Source organism: Cryobacterium sp. SO1, from assembly GCF_004210215.2.
GTDB lineage: Bacteria > Actinomycetota > Actinomycetes > Actinomycetales > Microbacteriaceae > Cryobacterium.
The window spans coordinates 2,805,600-2,827,902 of the sequence record NZ_CP067394.1 but is presented as its reverse complement, the minus strand read 5'-3'; the positions used below and the strand labels follow the sequence as shown (position 1 = coordinate 2,827,902).

The 22,303-nt window shown below is 69.5% G+C and carries 20 protein-coding genes; 7 read left to right on the top strand and 13 right to left on the bottom strand.

The annotated features are described in order from the left end of the window. Positions 1-104: 104 nt before the first annotated feature. Positions 105-2,270, top strand: coding sequence for an elongation factor G-like protein EF-G2 (locus BJQ95_RS13340; protein WP_130177578.1), 2,166 nt, complete (start codon positions 105-107; stop codon positions 2,268-2,270). Between the two features lie 469 nt (positions 2,271-2,739). Here the strand turns inward: BJQ95_RS13340 and BJQ95_RS13335 are convergent, their stop codons facing one another. The 5 genes from BJQ95_RS13335 to BJQ95_RS13315 form a co-directional block, all read right to left on the bottom strand. After that, complete coding sequence (locus tag BJQ95_RS13335; RefSeq protein ID WP_130177577.1) at positions 2,740-3,372, bottom strand: hypothetical protein; 633 nt, start codon at positions 3,370-3,372, stop codon at positions 2,740-2,742. A gap of 211 nt (positions 3,373-3,583) precedes the next feature. Continuing rightward, positions 3,584-5,623, bottom strand: a complete 2,040-nt coding sequence (locus BJQ95_RS13330) for a glycogen debranching N-terminal domain-containing protein (protein ID WP_130177576.1) — start codon at positions 5,621-5,623, stop codon at positions 3,584-3,586. A gap of 60 nt (positions 5,624-5,683) precedes the next feature. Then, positions 5,684-6,475 (bottom strand): carbohydrate ABC transporter permease, encoded by a 792-nt coding sequence (locus BJQ95_RS13325; RefSeq protein WP_240694722.1) that lies wholly within the window; start codon positions 6,473-6,475, stop codon positions 5,684-5,686. Positions 6,476-6,588: 113 nt separating this feature from the next. Further along, the gene (locus BJQ95_RS13320) at positions 6,589-7,683 is read right to left on the bottom strand and encodes a carbohydrate ABC transporter permease (protein ID WP_130177574.1); all 1,095 of its coding nucleotides are present in this window, start codon (positions 7,681-7,683) and stop codon (positions 6,589-6,591) included. Between the two features lie 6 nt (positions 7,684-7,689). Next, positions 7,690-8,949: an extracellular solute-binding protein gene (locus BJQ95_RS13315; RefSeq protein WP_130177573.1), complete on the bottom strand. Its 1,260-nt coding sequence runs from the start codon at positions 8,947-8,949 to the stop codon at positions 7,690-7,692. 187 nt (positions 8,950-9,136) lie between these two features. On the opposite strand from BJQ95_RS13315, the gene BJQ95_RS13310 reads away from it, so the two are divergent. Then, positions 9,137-10,198 (top strand): LacI family DNA-binding transcriptional regulator, encoded by a 1,062-nt coding sequence (locus BJQ95_RS13310; protein WP_256041381.1) that lies wholly within the window; start codon positions 9,137-9,139, stop codon positions 10,196-10,198. 508 nt (positions 10,199-10,706) lie between these two features. Here BJQ95_RS13310 and BJQ95_RS13305 read toward each other — a convergent pair. Together BJQ95_RS13305 and BJQ95_RS13300 are read right to left on the bottom strand one after the other, a co-directional pair. Beyond that, a complete protein-coding gene (locus BJQ95_RS13305; RefSeq protein ID WP_130177917.1) occupies positions 10,707-11,099 on the bottom strand; it encodes a hypothetical protein in 393 nt (130 codons plus the stop codon). A 169-nt stretch (positions 11,100-11,268) separates the two neighbouring features. Further along, complete coding sequence (locus BJQ95_RS13300; RefSeq protein WP_130177916.1) at positions 11,269-11,481, bottom strand: hypothetical protein; 213 nt, start codon at positions 11,479-11,481, stop codon at positions 11,269-11,271. A gap of 196 nt (positions 11,482-11,677) precedes the next feature. Between BJQ95_RS13300 and BJQ95_RS13295 the strand changes: the two genes are divergently transcribed. Then, positions 11,678-12,202 (top strand): bifunctional (p)ppGpp synthetase/guanosine-3',5'-bis(diphosphate) 3'-pyrophosphohydrolase, encoded by a 525-nt coding sequence (locus BJQ95_RS13295; RefSeq protein WP_130177915.1) that lies wholly within the window; start codon positions 11,678-11,680, stop codon positions 12,200-12,202. Positions 12,203-12,278: 76 nt separating this feature from the next. Here BJQ95_RS13295 and BJQ95_RS13290 read toward each other — a convergent pair whose 3' ends face one another. Both BJQ95_RS13290 and BJQ95_RS13285 read right to left on the bottom strand, forming a co-directional pair. Further along, on the bottom strand, positions 12,279-12,641 hold the full coding sequence (locus BJQ95_RS13290) for a hypothetical protein (RefSeq protein ID WP_165384940.1): 363 nt from the start codon (positions 12,639-12,641) through the stop codon (positions 12,279-12,281). Positions 12,642-12,673: 32 nt separating this feature from the next. Then, complete coding sequence (locus tag BJQ95_RS13285) at positions 12,674-12,880, bottom strand: hypothetical protein (RefSeq protein ID WP_130177914.1); 207 nt, start codon at positions 12,878-12,880, stop codon at positions 12,674-12,676. Between the two features lie 401 nt (positions 12,881-13,281). Between BJQ95_RS13285 and BJQ95_RS13280 the strand changes: the two genes are divergently transcribed. From BJQ95_RS13280 to BJQ95_RS13265, 4 genes are all read left to right on the top strand, one after another. Next, the gene (locus BJQ95_RS13280; protein ID WP_205750126.1) at positions 13,282-14,169 is read left to right on the top strand and encodes a PPK2 family polyphosphate kinase; all 888 of its coding nucleotides are present in this window, start codon (positions 13,282-13,284) and stop codon (positions 14,167-14,169) included. A 250-nt stretch (positions 14,170-14,419) separates the two neighbouring features. Next, a complete protein-coding gene (locus BJQ95_RS13275; RefSeq protein ID WP_130177913.1) occupies positions 14,420-14,905 on the top strand; it encodes an NUDIX domain-containing protein in 486 nt (161 codons plus the stop codon). A 500-nt stretch (positions 14,906-15,405) separates the two neighbouring features. Beyond that, on the top strand, positions 15,406-16,878 hold the full coding sequence (locus BJQ95_RS13270) for a peptide MFS transporter (RefSeq protein WP_130177912.1): 1,473 nt from the start codon (positions 15,406-15,408) through the stop codon (positions 16,876-16,878). Positions 16,879-17,334: 456 nt separating this feature from the next. After that, the gene (locus BJQ95_RS13265) at positions 17,335-17,682 is read left to right on the top strand and encodes a hypothetical protein (RefSeq protein WP_130177910.1); all 348 of its coding nucleotides are present in this window, start codon (positions 17,335-17,337) and stop codon (positions 17,680-17,682) included. Between the two features lie 14 nt (positions 17,683-17,696). Here the strand turns inward: BJQ95_RS13265 and BJQ95_RS13260 are convergent, their stop codons facing one another. From BJQ95_RS13260 to BJQ95_RS13245, 4 genes are all read right to left on the bottom strand, one after another. Further along, entirely contained in the window at positions 17,697-18,476 is a 780-nt protein-coding gene (locus BJQ95_RS13260) for an N-formylglutamate amidohydrolase (RefSeq protein WP_240694761.1), read from the bottom strand. A gap of 271 nt (positions 18,477-18,747) precedes the next feature. Beyond that, complete coding sequence (locus BJQ95_RS13255) at positions 18,748-20,406, bottom strand: alpha-amylase family glycosyl hydrolase (RefSeq protein WP_130177908.1); 1,659 nt, start codon at positions 20,404-20,406, stop codon at positions 18,748-18,750. 46 nt (positions 20,407-20,452) lie between these two features. Beyond that, positions 20,453-21,358: a carbohydrate ABC transporter permease gene (locus tag BJQ95_RS13250; protein ID WP_130177907.1), complete on the bottom strand. Its 906-nt coding sequence runs from the start codon at positions 21,356-21,358 to the stop codon at positions 20,453-20,455. Then, the gene (locus tag BJQ95_RS13245) at positions 21,358-22,293 is read right to left on the bottom strand and encodes a carbohydrate ABC transporter permease (protein ID WP_240694760.1); all 936 of its coding nucleotides are present in this window, start codon (positions 22,291-22,293) and stop codon (positions 21,358-21,360) included. The genes BJQ95_RS13250 and BJQ95_RS13245 overlap by 1 nt, the downstream gene beginning before the upstream one ends. Between the last annotated feature and the right edge of the window lie 10 nt (positions 22,294-22,303).

Below are 22,303 nucleotides of genomic sequence, written 5' to 3'. Positions count from 1 at the left end.
AGCGTAATGGCCCCCGCACGCGGCCCTTGCCGTTCCGACCGGTCTGGGTATCAATCGGTTACACCGATGCAGGCGAGTCGGCACAACGAGGTCGGGAGTTGCTCATGGTGGGAAAAGGCACACAGGATGCGTCGAAAGGCCGGGGCGCCGCAGAGCAACGCAAGGCCGCGTCGACGCAGGACGCCCCCATCGATCGGCCGGAGAGGATCCGCAACGTGGCCCTGGTCGGCCGCTCCGGTGCGGGCAAGACCATGCTCGCCGAGTCGCTGCTCGCGGCCACCGGCGCCATCACCCGGCTGGGCTCGATCGAGGCCGGCAGCACGGTGAGCGACGCCGACCCGTCCGAGATCAACCAGCAACGCTCGGTCACGCTGGCGGTGCTGCCGCTGACCGTGGGCGAGATCAAGGTGAACCTGCTCGACACCCCGGGCTACGCCGACTTCATCGGCGAGATGCGCGCCGGGCTGCGGGCGGCGGATGCGGCGCTGTTCGTGGTCTCGGCCGTGGACGGCGTCGACGCCTCCACCACCGCGCTCTGGGCGGAGTGCGAGCGGATCGGGATGCCGCGGGCCGTCGTGATCAACCGGGTCGACCATCCGCGGGCCAGGTACGACGCCGTGCTCGCGGCCTGCCGGGAGAGCTTCGGCGCGGGGGTGCTGCCGCTGTATGTGCCCGTGCCGAGCGGCGGGGCCGTCACCGGGTTGCTCGGCCTGCTGACCGGCACGGTGTCGGATGCCGTCGCGGGCGCCGCGCAACGACCGGCGACCGAGGCCGAACTCGTGGACTCCGACGCGGCGCGGGCCACCCTGATCGAGGGCATCATCGCCGAGAGCGAGGACGAGACCCTGTTGGACCGCTACCTCGGCGGCGAGACCATCGCCAGGGACACCCTTACCGCCGACCTGGAGATCGCCGTGGCCCGCGGCAGCTTCTACCCGGTGCTGGCGACCTCCGCCGAGACCGGGGTGGGCCTGGCCGAGCTGCTCGAGCTGCTCACCGGCGCGTTCCCCAGCCCGGTTCAGCGGGCGCTGCCCACGGTGACCGATCTGGACGGCAACCCGGCGGGGCCGCTGGCCTGCGACCCGGCCGGCCCGCTGGTGGGCGAGGTGGTGCGCACCACCATCGACTCGTTCCTGGGCCGGGTCTGCCTGGTGCGCATTTTCTCCGGCACGCTGCGGGAGGACTCCATCGTGCACCTCGGCGGGCACGGGCTCACCGAGCGCGGCCACCAGGATCACGACAGCGACGAACGGATCACCCACCTGCAGTCCCCGCTCGGTGCGACGCTGCATCCGGTGCCGTTCTGCGTGGCTGGCGACATCTGCGCGCTCACCCGGCTCACCGACGCCGAGACCGGCGACACCATCTCCGACAAGGAGAACCCGCTGCTGGTGGCGGCGTGGGAGATGCCGGAGCCGCTGATGCCGGTGGCGGTGCAGGGCGGGACACACAGCGACGACGACGCGCTGGCGAAGAACCTCGGCAAGATCGTGGCCGTCGACCCGACGCTGCGGGTGGAGCGCAACAGCGAGACCCACCAGCTGGTGCTCTGGTGCATGGGGGAGGCGCACGCCGAGGTGGTGCTGGACCGGCTGCGCGCCCAGGGCGTGAGGCTGGAGACCGTGGAGGTGATCACTCCGCTGCGGGAAACCTTCGCCCGGCCGGCCGCGGCGCGGGGCCGGTACGTCAAGCAGTCCGGTGGGCACGGCCAGTTCGGCATCTGCGAGATCGAGGTGGAGCCGCTGCCACGCGGGGGCGGCTTCGAGTTCGTGAACAAGATCGTCGGCGGCGTCATCCCCGGCCACTACGTCGCCTCGGTGGAGAAGGGTGTGCGCGCCCAGATGGAGCGGGGCGTCGGGGCGGGATTCCCGGTCGTGGACATCCGGGTAACTCTGGTGGGCGGCAAGACGCACAGCGTCGACTCCTCGGATGCCGCGTTCCAGGCCGCGGGCGCACTGGCGTTGCGGGAGGCCGCCGCGGCCAGCCGCATCCAGTTGCTGGAGCCGGTCTCGCTGGTGACGATCAGTGTGCCCGACGCCTACGTGGGTCCGGTGATGACCGACCTGTCCACCCGCCGCGGCCACGTGACCGGCACCACCGCGGCGGCCGATGAGCGCACCGAGATCAGCGCCGAGATTCCGGATGCCGAGCTGCTGCGGTACGCGATCGAGCTCCGGGCGCTCACCGCGGGCAGCGGCTGGTTCCGGCGCGGCTACCTGCGGCACGAACCGGTGCCGGCCGACCTGGTGCCGGCGGGGGCGAGTGGGTAGCCGTGCCGGTTGTTGCACAGTCACTGGTCGTTACGCGGGCCAGACGCCGGTGCGCGGGTGGCGCGCCACCCGCGCACTGGCGCGGCACCGGCGCACTGGCGCGGCACCCGCGCACCGCGCCGAGCGCCGACCCGGCGGATCACCGTGGGCGCTTGCTGCCCGGGGCCGTATCGTCTACTCGTGGCGGTGGCCGTACCCGATGAAGCGGCCGGCCCTACGATGGCCCTCGTCGGGGCACCCCGCTTCGGGAGCGCCTGTGAAATGACGGCGGTGACCTGCGACATCGCAGTTTGCACCGACGGCTGTGCGGCGGGCCCGAACCTGAGCGTGGAGAATCCGATCGGCGAGCGTGGACATCAGGGCTGGAGCTGGTGAGCTCGGTGGAGAAGCCCCTGGTGACCACGTCACCTACCGGGTGCGGAGCTGAGCACGGCCGCACTGCACGGCGGGGTTCCTAGTTTCGGGCGGCTCAGTCGCGGGGAGGGCGGCCGGCCCGATCGGCCAGGACCAACGCCAGCACACCGAGGAGCGCGGCGCTGCCCATCCTGAGCAGGCCGTCGAGGCTGAGCAGAACCACGGTGACGAGCATCGGGTCGATGCTGGTGCCGCCGGCGAAGAGCTGGGAGAGCAGCCAGGAGGCGGTCACCGCGCCGACGGCCCAGGCCGGCACCCAATTCCACGGGGCCGGCACCACGCGGGCGCGACCGATCTGCACCACGGCGATGATCGCCAGCAGGAACTGCACAGCAGCATCCGCGTAGGCGAAGACCAGCAGCCCGGTCGTGGCGCTGCCGTCGCTCAGGGCGGTCGTCAGGGTGTCCTGCAACACCTCGCCCAGCAGCAGCCACACGGCCAGGCCGGCCAGGGCGATCGTGCCGAGTGGGCGCCTGGCGGTGACGCTGCCCGCGCCGCCGCGGAGGCCGACGGCGAACACCAGCAGCGCCGCCGACAACAGGGCGGTGCGCAGGATGCCGGAGCCGGGAACGAAGCCGGGTTGCAGCGACGCACCCACCACGACCGATGCCAGCAGCAGGGCTCCACCGGTGAACCAGGCGCGGGTGGTGCCGGAGTGAACGCGGGCGAGGATCGGGGAGTCAGCCATCCGCCGAGCCTAGCTAGATCGTCAGTGGGGATCAATACCCGGCTTCACCGGGGATTACCTCGCGCTAGGCGGGGCAGGCGCCGGTAGGCGGGTGGCGTGCCACCCGCATAGCGGCGCCTGCCCCGCAGACCTCCGTCGGGCGCGGATGCAGCGCCCGTCGCCGGGTCTCGACGGGCTCGACCAGCGGGGTGGCCGGGCCCGTCGGCGACCGTTACCGGCGCGAGACGGCCTCTACCAGCGGGGTGGCGCCGTGCAGGGTGACCTCGCCGACCACTGCGGGCACGATCGGGGTGGAGAGTACCTCGCCGGTGGCCGGATCGGGCTCGAGGCCGAGCACGGTGCCGAGCACCGAGATGGCGGCCGCGGCCGACCAGGCCTGCGGGCGGCAGGCGGCCGGGTAGGCGCCGGCCGCGGTGACAACGGATGCGGCGTCGCCGGAGTGCAGCTCGGGCATCCGGTAGTCGAAGGATTCGGCCGCGGCGAGCAGGCCGGAGATCAGCTCGCCGGCCTCGGCGCCGAAACCGTCGCGGCCGAGGCCGGCGATGGCGATGGCGGTGTCGTGGGTCCAGACCGAGCCGCCGTGGTAACTCACCGGCCAGTAGCCGGCCGAGTCGGTGGACATGGTGCGCAGGCCGTAGCCGGAGTTGAGCTCGGGGGAGACCAGCCGGGCCGCGACGAGGGCGGCCTCCTCGGCGGAGAGCAGGCCGGTGCCGAGCAGGTGGCCGATGTTGCTGGTCACGGTGTCGACCGGGCGTTTGAACGCGTCCAGCGCGACGGCGGGGTAGCGGCCCTCGGGGGAGTCGATCCAGAACGATTCGCGGAACCGGGTCTTGAGCTTCTCCGCCCAGGCCCGCCAGACGTCGCCCCCGGACCGGTTGAACGCGTCGAGCAGGTCGGCGCCGCCGATGGCGGCCTGGTAGGCGTAGGCCTGCACCTCGCAGAGCGCGATGGGGCCGTCGGCGAGGGTGCCGTCGCGCCACTGGATGGAGTCGCCGGAGTCCTTCCAGCCCTGGTTGGCCAGGCCGTGGCCGGTGCTGTCGACGTACTCGAGGAACCCGTCGCCGTCGCTGTCGCCGAAGTCACGCATCCAGGCCAGCGCCGCCTCGAGGTGCGGCAGCAGGGCCTCGACCTCGGTGTCGGCCAGGCCCCAGCGGTGCGCGTCGGCGAGCAGGCAGATCCACAGCGGGGTGGCGTCGACGGTGCCGTAGTACAGCGGTGGCAGCGACACGTCTTCGCCGGGGATGGTGAACGCGGCCGGCCGCAGCTCGTGCATGATCTTGCCGGGCTGTTCGGCGGTCTCGTCGTTGGTCGAAGTGCCCTGCAGCTCGGCGAGGATGCGCAGCGTGGAGCCGGCGAGCTCGGTGCCCAGTGGCAGCAGGAACCGGGCGGCCCAGATCGAGTCCCGGCCGAACAGGGTGAAGAACCACGGGGCGCCGGCGGCGAGGAACGGCTCCTCCGGCCGCGCGGTCGTGGCCATCCGCAGGCCGGAGAGGTCCTCCAGTGCCTTCTGCACCCAGCGGCCCAACCGGGCGTCGCCGGACTGAACCGACACGCCGGCCCACTCGGGCAGCCCGGGGGCGCCCTGCACCACGGTGGAGGTGTGGTCCACGTCGACGCTCCATTGCACGGAGACGCTGCCGCGCGCGGGCACCGTCACGGCCCAGTCGGCGGCGACGCCGTCGGCATCCGTGCCCAGCACGCCGTCGCCGTTCACCTGCACGAGGGCGGCCACAGCGGGCGTGGCCAGGCGGATGCCGGCGGGCGTCTGCTGCACGTCGACCACGGGGATCTCGGGCAGTTCGGCCGCCGGGAACGCGGCCCGGTCGGCCGCACTGGCCAGGCCAGCCTTGACGGTCTGCATGTCGGCGAAATCGGCCGTCAGGCGCACCGACACGGTGGTGTCGACCGGCTCGGCCAGCCCGGACTCGATGGTGATGCGCTCGGTGAGGCGCCCGGCGGTGACCGTTCGGGTGACGTGCAGCCGCAGCCGCGGGTCGGCGGTGCGGTCGTCGAGGTGCCGGAGCAGGGCGTTGAACGTCATCTCGCCGGCGCCGCGGCTGGCCGAGCCGATCGGCTCGCCGGCGGCGCCGCCGACCAGCAGGGTCCACCCGGAGAGGATGCGGGTGTCGGCGTGATACAGACCGTGGATCGGCAGGCTCGTGTGCCCGTTGGAGCCGGACCACGCCTGGGTGGGCGCGGCCAGAACGATGGCGGAATCATGGAGCAGAGGCTGGACGGGGTGGGAAAGCATGAGTGAGGTACGACTCCAGTGGTGTTGTGGTGCGGATCGGGGCAGACGGGAAAGGAGCGGCTACTCCTTCACAGCCCCGTCGGTGGTGTTCATGATGCGTTTCTGGAAGATGAAGAACATCACGGCCACCGGGATGGTCATGATCGCCGCCGCGGCGAGCTTGAGCGGGTACTGGGTGCCCTGGCTGAGTTGCCCGGAGGCAAGCGACGCGACACCCTTGGTGAGCGTGGTCAGTTCGGGTGATTGGGTGGCCACGATGAAGTGCGACAGCTCGTTCCAGGAGCCCTGGAACGACAGGATGATGATGGTCACCAGCGCCGGCCGGGCCATCGGCAGCACGATCGACCAGAACACCCGGAAGGTGCCGGCCCCGTCGATGCGGGCCTGCTCCTCGACGCTGGCGGGGATCGACTCGAAGAAGTTCTTCATGATGAACACGCCGGCGGCATCGGTGAGCAGCGGCACGATCATGGCCACGTAGGTGTCGTAGATGCCCAGCTGGTTGATCACCAGGAACTTGGGGATCAGCAGCACCACACCCGGCACACTCATCACGGCGATGAGCAGCGCGAAGATCACGTTGCGGCCGCGGAAGTGCAGCCGGGCCAGGGCGTAACCGGCCAGGGAGTTGAAGAACACCCGGCCGAGGGTGACGAAGACCGTGACAATGGCGGAGTTCTGGAACCAGACCGGGAAGTCCGAGTTGAGGAACAACCTCTGGTACGCGGCCGTGGACCAGGTCTCCGGGATCAGCGCCATCGGGTTCGAGGCGGCGTCGGCATCCGTTTTGAAGGAGGTGGCGACCTGGATCAGGAACGGGGCGATGTAGATGATCGCGAGCACGATCAACATGGCGTACAGCAGGGACCGGCCGGCGATCAACCGGGTGGGCAGCTGTTCGCGGCCGAGCGACTTGAGCCGCTGGGAGGGCGACTGGGTGCGCACGCGGGTTCTCACGGTGGTGCTCATCTGGAACCTCCGTCGCGTGGGGTCTGCAGGTAGGGGCGCATGCGCCGGGCCGATACCTTGCGCTCAGCAAGAAGCCACCGTTGGAACAGGGTGAAGACCACGATGATGACGAACAGGATGAACGCGATCGCCGCGCCCTGACCCCAGGCCTGATTGGTGAAGGCGCTCTGGTACGAGAGATAGGCCGGGGTGAGCGTGGTCTTGCCCGGCCCGCCCTGGGTGCCGGTATAGATCTGGTCGAAGACCTGCCAGGCGCCGATCAGGCCCAGGGTAAGCACGGTAAACAGGGTCGGCCGCAGCTGGGGGAGGGTGACCCGCCAGAACCGCTGCCACCCGTTGGCGCCGTCCATCATGGCGGCCTCCACGACCTCGCCGCTGAGGTTCTGCAGCGCGGCGATGAACAGCAGCATGAACGTGCCGCCGGTGGTGAACACGGCCATCAGAATGAAGGCGCTCATGGCAACGGATGGCCCGGCGAGCCATTCCCAGAACGAGATGCCGAGGAAGGTGTTGCCGGTCAGTGCGGCCGGGCCGGTCTCAACGCCGAACAGACCGAGGATGTTGTGCAGCACGCCGCTCGGGTCGTTGAACCAGTTCGGTCCGTTGACGCCGATGAACGAGAGGAGCTTGTTGACGGCGCCGGTGGAGCTGAACAGGAACAGCCAGAGCACGGTGATGGCGACGGAGCTGGTGACCGACGGAAAGTAGAACGCGGTGCGGAAGAAGCCGCGGCCGCGCAGGATCTGCCGGTTCACCAGCACCGCCAGGAACAGCGCCAGCATGGTCTGGATGGGCACGACCAGAAGGACGTACCAGGCGTTGTTGCGAAGCGCGGTGCCGAAGTCCTGTTCGGCCAGGCCGCCGCCCCCGAGCAGGACTGAGTAGTTGTCGACGCCCACGAACGACACGGAAGCTGCGAAGGGGCTACCGCGGCCGTTCCAGTCGGAGAAGCTGACCCAGAGGGCCATCAGTACCGGAATGACCAGGAACATGCCCAGCAGGACGATCATCGGGGCCGTGAAGAGCCACCCCGAGGCGGCCTCGCCGCCCCGAATACTGGAGCGGCGAGACGTGCGAACAGGCGTCGACATGGCGGTCTACTTCAGCAGTGCTTCGAGGTTCTTCTGCACGGAGTCCAGGATCGCCTGGGCGTCCCCGGTCTTCAGCGACTCGAGCTGGGCGTTCAGGTCGCTCACGACATCCGCGGAGCCCTGCACGTTGGGCACTCCCTTGGCGTATTCAGCCCCGTCCAGGAACGGCACCAGGGTGGGGTTGGCGCTCTTCCACTCGTCAGCCGCGGACTGGATGGACGGCATCGGGCCGAACTCCTCGGAGAAGGTGAGCTGGGCGTCCTTGCTGGTGAGCTGCTCGACCAGGTCGAGAGCGGCAGCCTGGTTGGGGCTGTCGGCGGCGATACCCCAGCAGTTGGTGAACTGCAGGGTGCCTTGGCCCTCGGGACCTGCCGGAAGTTCGGCGACCGTGTAGTTCACGTCGGGGAAGTCGTTCTTCATCGCGCCCGTGATCCAGTTGCCCTCGATGGTCATGGCGGACAGCTGCTTGCCGAACGCCTCGCCGCCCCAGCCGGCGCCGATTTCGCTGGCGTAGCTCATCACACCGTCGTTCAGCAGCGTCTGTGCGTACTCGAGGCCGGCGACGCTCTCGGCGCTATCGGCGGTCACCTCGGTGCTGTCCTCGTTCATCAGGCTGCCACCGGCCTGGGCCATGAACGCGCCCAGGCGGGCGTACTCGCCACCGATGGCGAGCCCCACCTGGCTGCCGGTGGTGAGGGTTTTGCTCACTGTCGCGAGCTCGTCCCAGGTGGTGGGGATGTCGGCATCCGTGAGCCCGGCCGCAGCCCACAGGTCGGTGTTGATGAGCAGCTGCAGGGTGGAGAAATCCTTCGGGGCGCAGTAGAACTCGCCGTCGTAGGTGAAGGAGCTGACCAGGCTGGGGTAGAAGTCGTCTTTGTTGGCCAGATCGTCGCCGTAGGCGAGCAGCGAGCCGTTCGACGCGTAGCCGGCGAGCGCATCCGTGGAGAGGTAGAAGACGTCGGCGGGCTTCTGCGCGGCGAAGCCCTGGGCGAGCTGCTGGTTGAGGTCGCTGGCGACGCTGACCTTGGCGTCGGTGCCGGATTCTTCGGACCAGGCGGCCACGGCGGCGTTGACGGAGGCGGTCTCGGCGTCGCCGCTGGAGCCGATCAGGATGTTCAGTCCCTGGGAGGAGTCGCTGGTGAGTTCGCCGCCGGCGTCAGCGGTGTCGCCGCCGAAACCGGATCCGGAACTGCACGCGCTGAGGGTGAGGGCGCCGACCACGGTGAGTCCTGCGCCGATCAGCCAGCGGGAGTTGCGTCTTTGCATCTTGGTGCTCCTTCTGTCGCGCATCGGTGCGCTTTGCTTGTGTAGTGGTCACAGTAGCTGAATTAATTTGATCGATCAAATATTTTTTGGATCGATCAAATTCGGCGGTATTTTGTGGGGGCAAACGCGGTACTCTGTGGGGGATCGGTGTTGGATCGATCCATTCTTCGGTGGGGAGGGGGCGGGTATGGCATCCATGCCGACGGTGACGGATGTCGCCCTGGCGGCCGGCGTCTCCCGCCAAACCGTTTCGAACGTGATGAACTCGCCCGGCATCGTGCGCGCCGACACCCGGGAGCGGGTGCAGGCCGCGATCGCCCAGCTGGGCTACCGTCCGCACGCGTCGGCCCGTCGGCTGCGCACCCGGCGCAGCTCCACCATCGGCATCCGTCTCGACCCGATGATCGATGGCATCTCCGGGTCGGTGCTGGACCGGTTTCTGCACGCCCTCACCGAGCAGGCCGACAAGCAGGGGCTGCGCGTGCTGTTGTTCACCGCCACCAGCCCCGAGGACGAGATCACCCAGCTGCAGCGGCTGAACGACGGCGCGGACGTGGACGGTTTTGTGCTCACCTCCACCTTCGCCGGTGACCCGCGCACGAAGTGGTTGATCGAGAACGGGATCTCCTTCGTGACCTTCGGGCGGCCGTGGGGCACCAACGACATGAACGACCCGCAGCACCTGTGGGTGGATGTGGACGGTTGGGCCGGGCTGCACGAGGCGACTCGGGCGGCGCAGGACGCCGGCGCGCGGCGCATCGGTTACATCGGCTGGCCGAGCCCGTCGGGCACCGGCGAGGACCGCCGACGCGGCTGGCGCGATGCGATGCTCGAGCGCGGCAACGTGACCGACGACGACCTGGCACTGCTGGAGGTGGTGTGCGAGGACGGCGTCGCCCAGGGCACCGCGGCCATGCAGGAGCTGCGCCGCACCGCGGGAACGCTGGACGCGGTGCTCTGCGCGAGCGACTCCCTCGCCCTGGGCGCCATGATCGCCAACCCCGAGCGGGTACCGGTCACGGGGTACGACAACACGCCGGTCGCCGCGGCGATCGGCCTCTCCAGCGTCGACCAGTCGGTGGACGAAGTCGCCGCCGGAGTGCTCGAGTTGCTCACCGGCGAGTTCAGCGGGAACGTGCAGGGTGCCCCTGAGTCGGACGAGCCCCGGCACCGGATGGTCAAGCCGCGGCTGGTGGTGCGCGAGTTCGCCGCGATCCCGATGGATGTGCCGGGGCGCGCGTCGGTGTAGCTGCCGCTGCTCTCAGGTCCTGCCGAGCTGCGCGTGTGCTGGGCGGGCGGGTGTTCTGCGCTTCGTGCGGTGTGCGGTGTGCGGTGTGCTTGTGAGGCGTGCGGCGTGCGGCGTGAGGCGTGAGGCGTGAGGCGAGAGGCGTGAGGCGTGCGGGAGAGGCGTGAGGCGTGCGGTGTGCGGGAGAGGCGCCGCTACGCGGGTGGCGCGCCACCCGCCTAACGGCGTGTGCCCCGCCTACCACGGCGTGTGCCCCGCCTACCTCGGCGGGGACCCGTCGTGGGCGGCTCCTCGGGTTGCCGTGCCGTCGCCCGCCGTCGCCCTGGGGGCCCCGTCGTGCCCGCCGGCACGAGGCGCATAACTCCTGTAATTTCGGCGGATGCCGGGTGGCAGGCCCGGAATTCCGGGCATCCGCTGCCGGCTGCCGGGGAATTGCAGGAGTTATGCGCGGCCGGGCGAGGGGACAGTGGCGGGGGCCGGGGCCGGGGCAGGGCGAAGCGAGGCAGGCAGGTCACCGGAAGAGGTCGTCGTAGGCCGCGATCGGCACCAGTCGCTGGGCGAGCAGGCTTTCGTCCTCCGTCACGAGGGCGTCGGCCTGGAGCCTGGTCACGGCGAGGTACTCCGCCGGTCCGATGTCGTCCCAGTCGAGCTCGGTTGCGATTTTCCAGGCGGTTGACCTGGACACCCGGTCGGCCAGCAGGCGGATCTTCAGCCCAGCCAGCACGTCGAGTTGCCGCCGCGCAATGGCGTCCTCGAGGCAGCCGGCGCGCACCTCGCGGTACAGCAAGGACATCACCTGCGAGCGCAGCCCGGATGGTGCCACCAATCGGTGTTGCGGAGCCGGGGGCACGGCGCTCCGAATCAGGCGGAGGGCGACTGGGGCATCGATGGTGAACCGCGTCATGGGTCGATCGTGCCAGGACAAGTGACTCTGGGCCAGAAGATCAGTGCCACCGCACGTCATATCCGCGGCACAATCGCACCGCAATGCCCGCATCCCGCTGCCCGCATCCCGCTGCCCGCATCCCGCTGCCCGCATCCCGCTGCCCGCATCCCGCTGCCCGCATCCCGCGTTACTTCCGGCGTGTTTTGGCAGCGAGCGTGGAGGTGGCGATGGCGGTCACCACCAGACCCGCGCCGATCAGTATCCCCGTGCCGAGGGCCCACAGTCCCGGGGCGGTGGCCAACGGTTTCCAGAGCGCCACACCGACCGCGAGAAAGACCACCCCCGCGACGAGGACGAATGACCCGACCCCGCTCCAGAGTCGAAGGGTGCGCACCGACACGGAGTACCTCCTGACAGTTCCGAACCGAACCCGCAACCATCCGCTCATTCGCGGGTGATTGATAGTCGGCCGAAGTGACGACTTGTGCACCGACGCCGCCCACGGGTAACGTGCAGCTCAGTTGGCACCTCGCCGCCGCCCGCCACCTGCGCTACCGTCGAAGTGATTCACCTTTGATCACCTCCGAGGGATTGCCATGACGCTCACCGCCGCACAGTCCAGCCACGATCCCGAGCCGGACGAACCTGCCGCTGGTGGCGCGGATGTCCCGGCGGCCGGCAGCCTCGAGGCCGCGATCGTGCTGGCCCGGGAGGCCCACGCCGGGCAGGTGAACAGGCTCGGGGTGGACTACATCGAGCATCCGCTGGGCGTCATGGGCCTGGTGCACACGGTGCCGGAGAAGATCGTGGCGGTGCTGCACGACGTGGTGGAGGCCACGCCCATGACGCTCGACGACCTGCGTGCGCGTGGCTTTGCCGAGACTCTGGTGCGGGCCGTGGATGCGTTGACCAAACGTCCCGGCGAACCTCTCGCCGACTCGATGGCACGGGTCGCCGCCGACCCGCTGGCGCTGACCGTGAAGCACGCCGACCTCGCCCACAACGCGAACCCGGCACGCCAGGCCGCGCTGCCGGCGGAGATCAGCGAGCGCCTCACGACCAAGTACGAGGAGTCGGCACGCCTGCTCGGCACCACGCTGGCCGCCGTGCTCGACCGCTGAGCGGGATCCGGGCGGTGTCGGTGGTGCCTGATCGCATGGCAGGCCGAGGCGGTAACCGGCGGACGGGCCGGGTCGGCTACCGGCGTTTGCTCAGCAGCGCCCCAAGGCCGGTCACCGCGGCGACGGCGACGGAGCCGAGTGTGATGACCACGGCGGGGTTGCGCTTGTAGGCCTTGGCGAGCCTGTCGAACGTGTCGGTGGCGAACTTCTGCGCCGAGCCGACCGCAGCGGCGGTGTCGATGTCGCGGAAGGCCGCTGTGGCGGTGGCGACGGTGTCGTCGATGGCCTGGCGCGCCTGGTCGGCGAGGTCCCCGACCTTGCTGGCGGTGTCCTTGGCGACATCCTGGGCAGTGTCGGCGGTGTCCTCGGCGAGGTCCTGGGCCTTGTCGGCGGTGTCCTCGGCGAGGTTGTGGGCATGCTGTGCGGTGTTGTCGGTCATGGGTTTCCTTTCGAGGGGGAGCAAGTGGGGAGTTAGTGCTGAACGGACTTGGTGAGTTTGTTCGCGTTCTTGCGCGCGAGCCTCTTCGTGCGGGTGCGAGCCTTCCTCACGGTCGGGTCGTTCCAGGCCTTCTTGGCGTTGCGGCGAATCTGCTTGTACCGGCCGCGGCCGGCCTTGGCGCCGATGAGGTAGAAGGCGACGGCGATAACGGCGGCAAGGAGGAGGCGAAGAGCGGTCATGGTGGCCTGCTTTCTGTCGGGGAGTCGGCGGCGGGGCGCGCATCGGCCGGGGCTGGGGGGCCACGACGCCGGAGCGAGTGATCGCCATACCTATGAGTGGGGCGAAACGGGCAATTCGTCACGGAATCGCCTATTTCGTCCTCCCAGCGCACTCCCGAACCGGCGCTGCGGTCGCGGGTATCGGCCTCGCGCGGGTCAGGCGCCGCGAGGCGGGTGGCGCGCCACCCGCGCAGCGGCGCGTTGCCCGCATACCGCGGATTCGGCTGCTGAGCGTTCGGCACCGGCCGACCAGCGCGCCTCCGGCAGCCGGTTACCGACCGTGAACGGACCCGAACGAGTGGCAGGCTCGACCAGGTGGCGTTGTCAGAGCAGAATGGCAGCATCCGACGAAGGGAACCGTTGTGGCCTCGAAAGGTAAAACCGTCACGCCCGGCACGAAGTCCGCTCCCGCCTGGACCGACGCATCCAGGCGCCTGCTCACGGTCGGGCCCGGGTTCGACCTCGCCGCGATCGATCCCCGTTCGACGCCCGGCTTCACCGGCAGCAAAACGGATGGTCAGGCAGCCGGCGCCGCGGCCGCGACAGAGCTCTCACATCTGCAGGAGATGCTCTTCGCCAACAGCAGGACGGGCGACCCGCGCAAACTCCTGCTCATCCTTCAGGGCATGGATACCTCAGGCAAGGGCGGCATTGTGCGCCACGTGGTCGGTGCCGTCGATCCGCAGGGCGTGAGCCATGTGGCGTTCAAGGCGCCCACCCCGGCCGAGTTGCGGCACGACTTCCTCTGGCGCATCCGCCGACAGCTGCCCCCTGCCGGGCTGATCGGCGTCTTCGACCGATCGCACTACGAGGATGTGCTGATCGGCCGGGTCAAGCAGCTCGCCCCGCCCGAGGAGATCGAGGAGCGCTACGCCCTGATCAACGCCTTCGAGCAGGAGGTCGTCGACGACGACACCACCGTGATCAAGGTGATGCTGCATATCAGCGCCGAGGAGCAAAGGGAGCGCCTGCTCGAGCGGCTCGACCGGCCCGACAAGTTCTGGAAGTTCCACCCGAGCGACATCGACGACCGCTTGCTCTGGCCCGCCTACCAGGCCGCCTACCAAACGGCGCTCCAGCGCACCTCCATTGCGGCCGCGCCCTGGCACGTCGTGCCTGCGGACCGCAAGTGGTTCGCTCGCCTGGCGGTGCGCGAGCTGCTGCTCAAGGCGCTGAAGGACCTGGAGCTCACCTGGCCGCCCGCAGACTTCGATGTGCCGGCCGAGCGTGCCCGCCTGGCCCTCTCCTGAGCGTTGCTGCTTACAGTGCCGGCCCGCGTCTCATGCACGCCCCTAGCTCGTTGGTCGAGCTTGAGGCCGGGTGCCCTGCCTCGTGAGCGCGCCCGTCTGGTTGGTCGAGCTTGTCGAGACCGGGTGCCCTGCCTCGTGAGCCCGCCCATCCCGTTGGTCGAGCTTGTCGTGACCGGGCGAGCGCCGTAATGCGTTCCGGACTGGCGTGGCCCCGCGAATCCAACGACAATCGCAGCCGAAAGAGGGCACCGTGCCGGTGCTGAGTGCGGGCATCCTGCTGTACCGGTTGCCGGATGCCGCAGAGCCGGAGGTGTGGATCGCGCACATGGGCGGCCCGTTCTGGGCGCGCAAGGATGCCGCATCCTGGTCGATTCCCAAGGGGGAGTACCTGCTTGGGGCAGACCCGTTCGACGCGGCCAGGCGGGAATTCGAGGAGGAGATCGGGGTGCCGGCGCCCGAGACGGACTACCTGCTCCTGGGTGAGTTCCGGCAGCCCTCTGGCAAGGTCGTGACGGTGTTCGCGGCCGAGGCCGACCTGTCCGTGCACCAGGTGGTCAGCAACACCTTCGAGCTGGAGTGGCCCAAGAGGTCCGGCAGGCTCAGAGAGTTTCCCGAGGTGGACGACGCCCGCTGGGTAGGGCTTGCGGAGGCCCGGGTGAAGCTGGTGCGCGGGCAGCTGCCGGTGCTGGACGCCCTGGTTGAGGTGCTGTGCCAGGAGGGGCGGCTGGGGCGGTAGTTCGCGGGTGGCGGTCCGGGCGGGTGGAGTCGCACGCGGCTGCACGCGGCTGCACGTGGCTGCACGCGGCCGCACGTGGCCGTGCGCGCGGGTTCCCCGGGCTTCATGCAGAGGTGGCTGCACGGGCCTCACGCGGGCTGCACGGGGGCTCCCCGGGCCTCATGCGGGCCAGGCGCCGCTTTGCGGGTGGCGCGCCAGCGGCGTAGCGGCGCCTACCCCGCAGATCGCGGCATCCAGCCCGCCGAGCTCGCGAGCGGCGAGCAACCGGCAGCCCGCCGAGCCCGCGAGCGGCGAGCAACAGCCGGCCCGCGAGCCTGCTGAGCCCGCGAGCGGCGAGCAACAGCCGGCCCGCGAGCCTGCTGAGCCCGCGAGCAACGAGCTGCCGGTGCCGTGCGCCCCTCCGCCGGCAATGCCAGAGCCGGCGGCTACCGCACGTCGGTGAGGCCGAACGTCCCGGCCGGGGCGGGGCTGTCGGAGCCGCGAAGAGTACCCTTGGAACAATGACCAGCATCACGGAACCTGATTCACAGATCCAACGGGACGACCACCGGTTCTTCGGACAGCCTCGGGCGCTGGCGAGCATCTTCGGTGTGGAGATGTGGGAACGGTTCTCGTTCTACGGGATGCAAGGCATTCTGCTGCTCTATTTGTACTACTCGGCGGCGGATGGCGGCCTCGGGATTCCGCAGGCCACCGCGGCGGGCATCGTCGGCGCCTACGGCGGCGCGGTGTACCTCTCCACGATCCTGGGCGCCTGGATCGCCGACCGGCTGGCCGGCTCCGAGCGGGTGCTCTACGGCAGCGCGTTCATCATCATGTTCGGCCACATCGGACTGGCCCTGATCCCCGGCGTTGCCGGCGTGGTCGTGGGCCTGATCCTGATCGCGTTGGGCAGCGGTGGCCTCAAGGCCAACGCGACCTCGGTGGTCGGGGCGCTGTACAGCAAGGAAGATCCCCGCCGGGATGCCGGTTTCTCGCTGTTCTACCTGGGCATCAACCTGGGCGCGTTCTTCGGCCCGATCCTCACCGGGCTTCTCCAGTCGACCGTCGGCTTCCACTACGGATTCGGCCTCGCCGCCGTCGGAATGGCGATCGGTCTGACCCAGTACTCGTTCGGGCGCAAGCGGCTGCCCGCCTCGTCCCACGAGATTCCCGATCCGCTGCCGCGCAACCGGTACCTGCCGTACGGGCTGATCGCCGCCGGGGTCGTCGTGATCCTCGTGGTGCTGGTGATCCTCGGCGTGATCACCGCCACGAACCTGGTGACCATCGTAATCGGGGTGACGATCGTCGCATCCGTTGGGTACTTCGTCGTGATCCTGGGCAACCGCAACATCTCGCCGGTGGAGCGGAAGCGTGTGTACGCGTTCATCCCCCTCTTCATCGCGAGTGTGGCCTTCTGGTCGCTCTACCAGCAGCAGTTCACCGTCGTGACGATCTACTCAGACCTGCGACTCGACCGGGGCTTCTTCGGATGGGAGATGCCGGTGTCGTGGGTGCAGTCGATCAACCCGGTCTTCATCATCGTGCTGTCCGGGGTGTTCGCCGCGCTGTGGACCAAGTGGGGCACCAAGCAGCCGTCGACGCCGGTGAAGTTCGCCTTCGGCACCGGCATCATGGGCATGGCGTTCTTGCTGTTCCTGCCGTTCGCCGGGGGCGGGGCGAATTCGACTCCGCTGCTGGCCATGGTCGGCATCCTGTTCGTGTTCACCGTCGCCGAGCTGCTGCTGTCGCCCGTGGGGCTGTCGGTGTCGACCAAGCTCGCTCCCGAGCTGTTCAAGACCCAGATGGTCGCGCTGTTCTTCCTGTCCGTCGCCCTCGGCACCGCGATCTCCGGTGTTCTCGCCGAGTGGTATGCGACGGCGCCCGAACAGGTGTACTTCGGGGTGCTGGGCGGTATCGCGATCGTGCTCGCCATCATCCTGGGTCTGTTCGCCCGGCCGATCGTGCGCCTGATGAGCGGCGTGCGCTAGAGCCTCGGGGTGCCCGCGTCCGGATGCTGCGGGGTCGCGGATGCTGCGGAGTTGCGGTGCGGAGGCACGGCGCCAACGCCGGGGTGCGGGTGCGGGTGCGGCGCCGCTATGCGGGTGCGGCGCCGGTTCGCGGGTGCGGCGCCGGTTCGCGGGTGCGGGTGCGGGTGCGGCGCCGCCAGGCGGGAGTTGCGCCCTTGTGGCGCGGGCCCCGCGTAGCGGCGTGTGCCCCGCGCTTCGGCGTTGTGCAGGTCACGCGCCGGTGTGCGGGTGGCGCGCCTCCCGCATACCGGCGCCTGACCCGCACACCTCCACGGACGTTGGCCGGAGCCGCGACGGATGCCCGAATGAGCTGCCGTCGGTGCCAAGTGAACCCCGGTTGTTCAGCCGAAGTGCGCCGCTGGTGACATAGGCAGGCTGGCAAGCGCTTGCTCGAGCCTCAGCCCCTAGGGTGGGCGCATGGACCAGGACTGGATCGAGCACCGGCGCGGCATGGACGGGGAGCTGCTTGGCTGGATGAGCCCCACCGAGGAGGGCTTCATCGTCATCGACCTTCTCGGTCGGCCACGTACCGATGTCGTGGACTGGTTGACGGCCGAGGAAGCGCTGGAGTCGATGGGCATCGGATACCTCGCCGATCCGTACGAGCTGCGGCTGGATTCCGGCGAGTGGCTCCGGGTGCGAATCACCGAGATCTCCACCGACAAGATCACCGTGAAGAAGGACGACTGGGGCGCGCTCGGTGCTCCGCAGCTCAACTACTCCCTAGCGTTTCCCGCCACCGACGAGCTGCGCGCGCTCCGCTGAAGCCGCCCGCCGGGTCAGGCCAGCCGGTCGACCAGACGCTGCAGGCTCTGCTGCAGACCGAGGAAGCCGGCCTCATCGATTGCGATGGTGGCCTCGTCCAGGTAGACATCCCGGCGGATTTCGAGCATGACCGAGCTGACCCTGGCATCCGTTCGGTAGTGCTTCAGCGGAACGTAGGCGCCGGTGAAGGGGGTGTTGGCGGCCGATTCGAGACCGGCGAAGCTCTCGGTCACGGCCTGCAGCAGCGAGGCGGATGCGTGGAACGGGTCGGATCCGATGCACAGCGGCGCGCGGGCACCACCGCCGTGCAGCTCGTAGGGCAGTTCCCGCCGCGGGTACGAGTGCACATCGATGATCACGGCCCGGCCGTGCTGCGCCAGGGTGGCGTCGACGAGGTCGGTGAACCGGCGCGAATAGCCGGCGAAGTACTCCAGCAACGACGCCTGATCGGCGGCGGACACCCGGCGGATCTCCTGCCCGCGGGAGCCGTGGGTGTAGAGCACCCCCATGCCGACTTCGTTCATCTCCTCGGTCTCGTCGGGGAACCGCTCCACGTCGACCGCGAACCTGGACATCGAGTTGATGACGGCGCTGGCGCCGGTGATCGCCGCGACGAGGGTGTTCGTGTGGTGATCGGTCATGGCATCTTTCTCGGCCTCCAGCTCCGGCAGGGAGATCAGGTACGAGCCCAGCCGTTCCGGCGGGATGATGCGCCCGCCGTGCGGGGCGTGCAGAATCACCGGCGTGCCGGCCGAGTTGTCGATGACCTGAAAGAGCGTGGTCGGGGGCGGCATGGTCACCGGTGCCTCCTGGCAGGGGTCGGGGATAGACGAAGCTGCATCGTGTCGGCAACCACCGACAGAGGGCAGTGACCACGGGGTTCATCCTCGACCGGATGCGGCTCGCCGCGGCCGCCCGGCGGTGCCGGACGTCGCCGCGCGGGCACGGCGCCGGTAGGCGGGTGGCGCGCCGGGGGCATAGCGGCGCCTGCCCCGCCGAACGCCGCACACCCCGCCGAACGCCGCACACCCCGCCTGCGGGGGCGTGCGGCGTCGCGGTGAACCGCTACAGCTCGCCCGCGGCGAGCCACACCGTCGTGTCCGGCGGCAGGTCGTCACCGACCGGGCCGCTGGCGAGCAGGATGCGGCCGGCCGGGAGGGGCGCGGCGACCTCGCCGAAGTTGGTCACGCACAGCCATCCGCCTGGGCGTTCGAACTGCACGACGTCCGCGGCTCCGGGCGCGTGCCAGGTCAGCTGCTCGGCCGACTGCAGCACACGCCGTGCGGCCAGCGCGCTCCGGTAGAAGGACAGGGTCGACGCCGGGTCCACGGACTGCACCTCGGCCGCGTACTCGGAGAACCAGACCGGTTGCGGCAGGTGGGCGCCGCCGGGACCGAAGCCGAAGGAGGGCCCGGTGGCCGTCCACGGCAGCGGCACCCGGCAGCCGTCGCGGCCCTTCTCCTTGCCGGCGGAGCGGAAGAATGCGGGGTCCTGCAGCGCGTCGGCGGGCAGGTCGGCCACCTCGGGCAGGCCGAGCTCCTCGCCCTGGTACAGGTACGCCGAGCCGGGCAGCGCCAGCGCCAGCAGCGTCACGGCCCGGGCCCGGCGCAGGCCCTGCTCGGTGTCGGGTGCCGGCGACGTTCCGCCGGTGAACAGCCAGTCCTGCTGGGCTGTGCCGGCCGGCAGGGCATACCGGGACGCGTGCCGCACCACATCGTGATTGGAGAACACCCAGGTCGACGACGCTCCGGACTGCTCGGCCTCGCGCAGGTTGTCCTCGATGATGCTGCGGAACTCGGCCGCGTTCCACTCCGCCTTGAGCAGGTCGAAGTTGAACGCCTGGCCCAGGCCCTCGGGGCTGGCGTAGCGGGCGCGACGCTCCGCCGGCACCCACGCCTCCGCCACGGCGGTGCGGGGCGGGTCATAGCTGTTGAACAGCGCACGCCATTCCGCGTAGATCTCGTGCACCTCGTTGCGGTCGAACAGGCGGTGTGAGCCGTCGACGGGCATGGCGGCCTGCAGTTCGGCATGGCTGGGCAGCGGCTCGGTGAGGTCCTTGGTCAGGGCGTGCGCCACGTCGATGCGGAACCCGTCCACACCGCGATCGGCCCAGAACGCCAGGGTGCGCAGGAAATCGTCCCGCACCTCCCGGTTGTCCCAGTTGAAGTCGGGCTGTTCGCGGGCGAAGAGGTGCAGGTACCACTGGCCGTCCGCCACCCGGGTCCAGGCCGGTCCGCCGAAGATCGATTCCCAGTCGGTGGGCGGCAACGCGCCGTCGGGCCCGGTGCCGTCACGGAAGATGTAGCGCGCCCGCTCGAGAGATCCGCGCGGAGCGGCGAGGGCCTCGGCGAACCAAGCGTGCAGGTTCGAGGAGTGGTTCGGCACGATGTCCACGACCACCTTGATGCCGGCCGCGTGCAGTGCCGCGGCCATCTCGTCGAACTCGGCAAGGGTGCCGATCCGCGGGTCGACGTTGCGGTAGTCGTCGACGTCGTAGCCGCCGTCGGCCAGGGCGGACGGGTAGAACGGGCTCAGCCACACCGCATCCACGCCGAGCTCCCTGAGGTAGTCGATGCGGGAGATCACGCCGGCGAGGTCGCCGATGCCGTCGCCGTTGGCGTCGGCGAAGCTGCGCGGGTAGATCTGGTAGACCACGGCCTGGCGCCACCAGTTGGCGTCCAGGCTCCGGTCGCTCTGGCTGGTCTGGGAATCGAGGAGGGTCATACGGTCTCGCTTTCTGCTATCGGATAAGAATCGAACGAATGGATGGTCACTTGACGGCTCCGCGCATCACGCCGGAGAGCACCCAGCGCTGCGCGAGCACGTAGACGATCAGCGTGGGCGCCAACGCCATCAGGTAGGACGCGAAGGCCAGGTTGTAGTCGGTGTTGAATTCGCCCTGGAACAGGTTCTGCACCACCGGCAGGGTCTGCAGGGTCGGGTCGGCAATGATCATCTGCGGCAGCAGGAAGTCGTTCCAGGCGCCGAGGAACGCGAAGATCGCGACCGTGGCGTTCATCGGGCCCAGCAGCGGCACGATGATCCGCCAGAAGACCTGCCAGGTGGACGCGCCGTCCAGGCGGGCCGACTCCTCGATCTCGACCGGGATCGAGCGGATGAACGCGATGTAGAGCAGCGAGAAGAACGAGATGCCGCCCAGGACGTGCAGCAGGATGACGCCGACCGGGTTGTCGAGGCCGAGCACCGCGGTCTGCTTGATCAGCGGCAGGATCAGCACCGGGAACGGGATGAACAACGCCGACAACAGGTAGACGTAGGACGCCCGGAAGAACCGGCGCTCCCAGTTGCGGGCGATCGCGAAGGCCACCATCGAACTGGCCAGCACGGCGCCGATCACGCTGAAAACCGTGACGAAGGCGGTGGACATCAGGGCCCGGCCGAAGCCGACCGTGACCCAGGCCGCGGGGAAGTTGGCGAATTCGACCGGGTTCGGCGTTTCCAGGCCCGTTCCACCGGTCTGGGACGGCCCCTTGAGCGCCATCACGACAGTGAAATAGAGCGGGATGAGGATCGTCAACGCGGCCATGAGAAGCACGATGGTGAGCGGCCAGTTGACCTTGTAGCTCTCCTTGGGCGCCTTCAGGGCGCGCCGCGGGGGAGCGGCGGCATCCGTCGGCTGCACCGGAGGGTGGGCGATGGTGGTCGATACGGTCATCAGAGGGACACTCCCCGGCGCTGGATGATGCGGAGTTGGAACAGGGAGATGGCCACCGTGATGATGAAGAACACCACGGCGTTGGCCATCTGGTAGGCGTAGTCGCCGCCGGAGAAGCCCGAGAAGATCTTCATCGCCACCGACTGGGTGGCCGTGCCCGGCCCGCCGCCGGTGAGGGCCACGATGATCTCGTAGGCGCCCAGGTAGCCCTTGAAGCCCAGGATGACATTGATCACCAAGTAGCCCAGGATCAGCGGCAGTGTGATGCTGGCGAACTTGCGGAAACCGCCGGCGCCGTCCAGCTCGGCGGCCTCGTGCACCTCGCCGGGGATGGCCTGCAGGCCGGCCAGGTAGATGATCGTGACCCCGGGAGCCGCCTGCCAGACGGTGACGAAGACGACGGCGATCCAGGCGAACCTCTCGTCCGAGAGGATGCTCGAGGCCAGCGGGGTGACGCCGAGGCTGTCGGCCAGGGCCGGGATGGTGTTGGAGAACAGGTAGGTGAACACGTAGGCCACGACCAGGCCGGAGAGCACCATGGGGATGAAGAACAGGGTGCGCATTCCGGTGCGCCACTTGATCTTCGCGTTCAGCGCCAGCGCCAGCGCCAGGGAGAGCACGTTCACCACCAGGGTGGACACCAGGGCGAAGAAGAAGGTGAACAGGTAGGCCTGCAGGATGGTGGGGTCCTTGAACATGTTCACGTAGTTCAGGGCGCCGATGAACTTCCAGTCGCCGTAGCCGGCGTAGTTCGTGAAGCTGAACAGCACCCCGGTGAGGGCGGGGAACACGATGAACAGGGTGAACAGTGCCAGCACCGGCACGATCATGACCAGGTAGGCGCGGTCGAGGCGGCCGTGCCGCCGGGGCGGGGCGGCTGCCGGCGCGGGACCGGCGTCCCGCGGCGGGGCCTCGAGCAGAGTGGGTAGCGTCACAGAAGACTCC

What these genes read in the sequence shown, in the direction of transcription:
- BJQ95_RS13340 (WP_130177578.1), top strand. Translation starts at nt 105, where the DNA reads ATGGTGGGAAAAGGCACACAGGATGCGTCGAAAGGCCGGGGCGCCGCA.
- BJQ95_RS13335 (WP_130177577.1), bottom strand. Translation starts at nt 3,372, where the DNA reads ATGGCTGACTCCCCGATCCTCGCCCGCGTTCACTCCGGCACCACCCGC.
- BJQ95_RS13330 (WP_130177576.1), bottom strand. Translation starts at nt 5,623, where the DNA reads ATGCTTTCCCACCCCGTCCAGCCTCTGCTCCATGATTCCGCCATCGTT.
- BJQ95_RS13325 (WP_240694722.1), bottom strand. Translation starts at nt 6,475, where the DNA reads ATGTTGATCGTGCTCGCGATCATCTACATCGCCCCGTTCCTGATCCAG.
- BJQ95_RS13320 (WP_130177574.1), bottom strand. Translation starts at nt 7,683, where the DNA reads ATGTCGACGCCTGTTCGCACGTCTCGCCGCTCCAGTATTCGGGGCGGC.
- BJQ95_RS13315 (WP_130177573.1), bottom strand. Translation starts at nt 8,949, where the DNA reads ATGCAAAGACGCAACTCCCGCTGGCTGATCGGCGCAGGACTCACCGTG.
- BJQ95_RS13310 (WP_256041381.1), top strand. Translation starts at nt 9,137, where the DNA reads ATGGCATCCATGCCGACGGTGACGGATGTCGCCCTGGCGGCCGGCGTC.
- BJQ95_RS13305 (WP_130177917.1), bottom strand. Translation starts at nt 11,099, where the DNA reads ATGACGCGGTTCACCATCGATGCCCCAGTCGCCCTCCGCCTGATTCGG.
- BJQ95_RS13295 (WP_130177915.1), top strand. Translation starts at nt 11,678, where the DNA reads ATGACGCTCACCGCCGCACAGTCCAGCCACGATCCCGAGCCGGACGAA.
- BJQ95_RS13290 (WP_165384940.1), bottom strand. Translation starts at nt 12,641, where the DNA reads ATGACCGACAACACCGCACAGCATGCCCACAACCTCGCCGAGGACACC.
- BJQ95_RS13285 (WP_130177914.1), bottom strand. Translation starts at nt 12,880, where the DNA reads ATGACCGCTCTTCGCCTCCTCCTTGCCGCCGTTATCGCCGTCGCCTTC.
- BJQ95_RS13270 (WP_130177912.1), top strand. Translation starts at nt 15,406, where the DNA reads ATGACCAGCATCACGGAACCTGATTCACAGATCCAACGGGACGACCAC.
- BJQ95_RS13265 (WP_130177910.1), top strand. Translation starts at nt 17,335, where the DNA reads ATGGACCAGGACTGGATCGAGCACCGGCGCGGCATGGACGGGGAGCTG.
- BJQ95_RS13260 (WP_240694761.1), bottom strand. Translation starts at nt 18,476, where the DNA reads ATGCCGCCCCCGACCACGCTCTTTCAGGTCATCGACAACTCGGCCGGC.
- BJQ95_RS13255 (WP_130177908.1), bottom strand. Translation starts at nt 20,406, where the DNA reads ATGACCCTCCTCGATTCCCAGACCAGCCAGAGCGACCGGAGCCTGGAC.
- BJQ95_RS13250 (WP_130177907.1), bottom strand. Translation starts at nt 21,358, where the DNA reads ATGACCGTATCGACCACCATCGCCCACCCTCCGGTGCAGCCGACGGAT.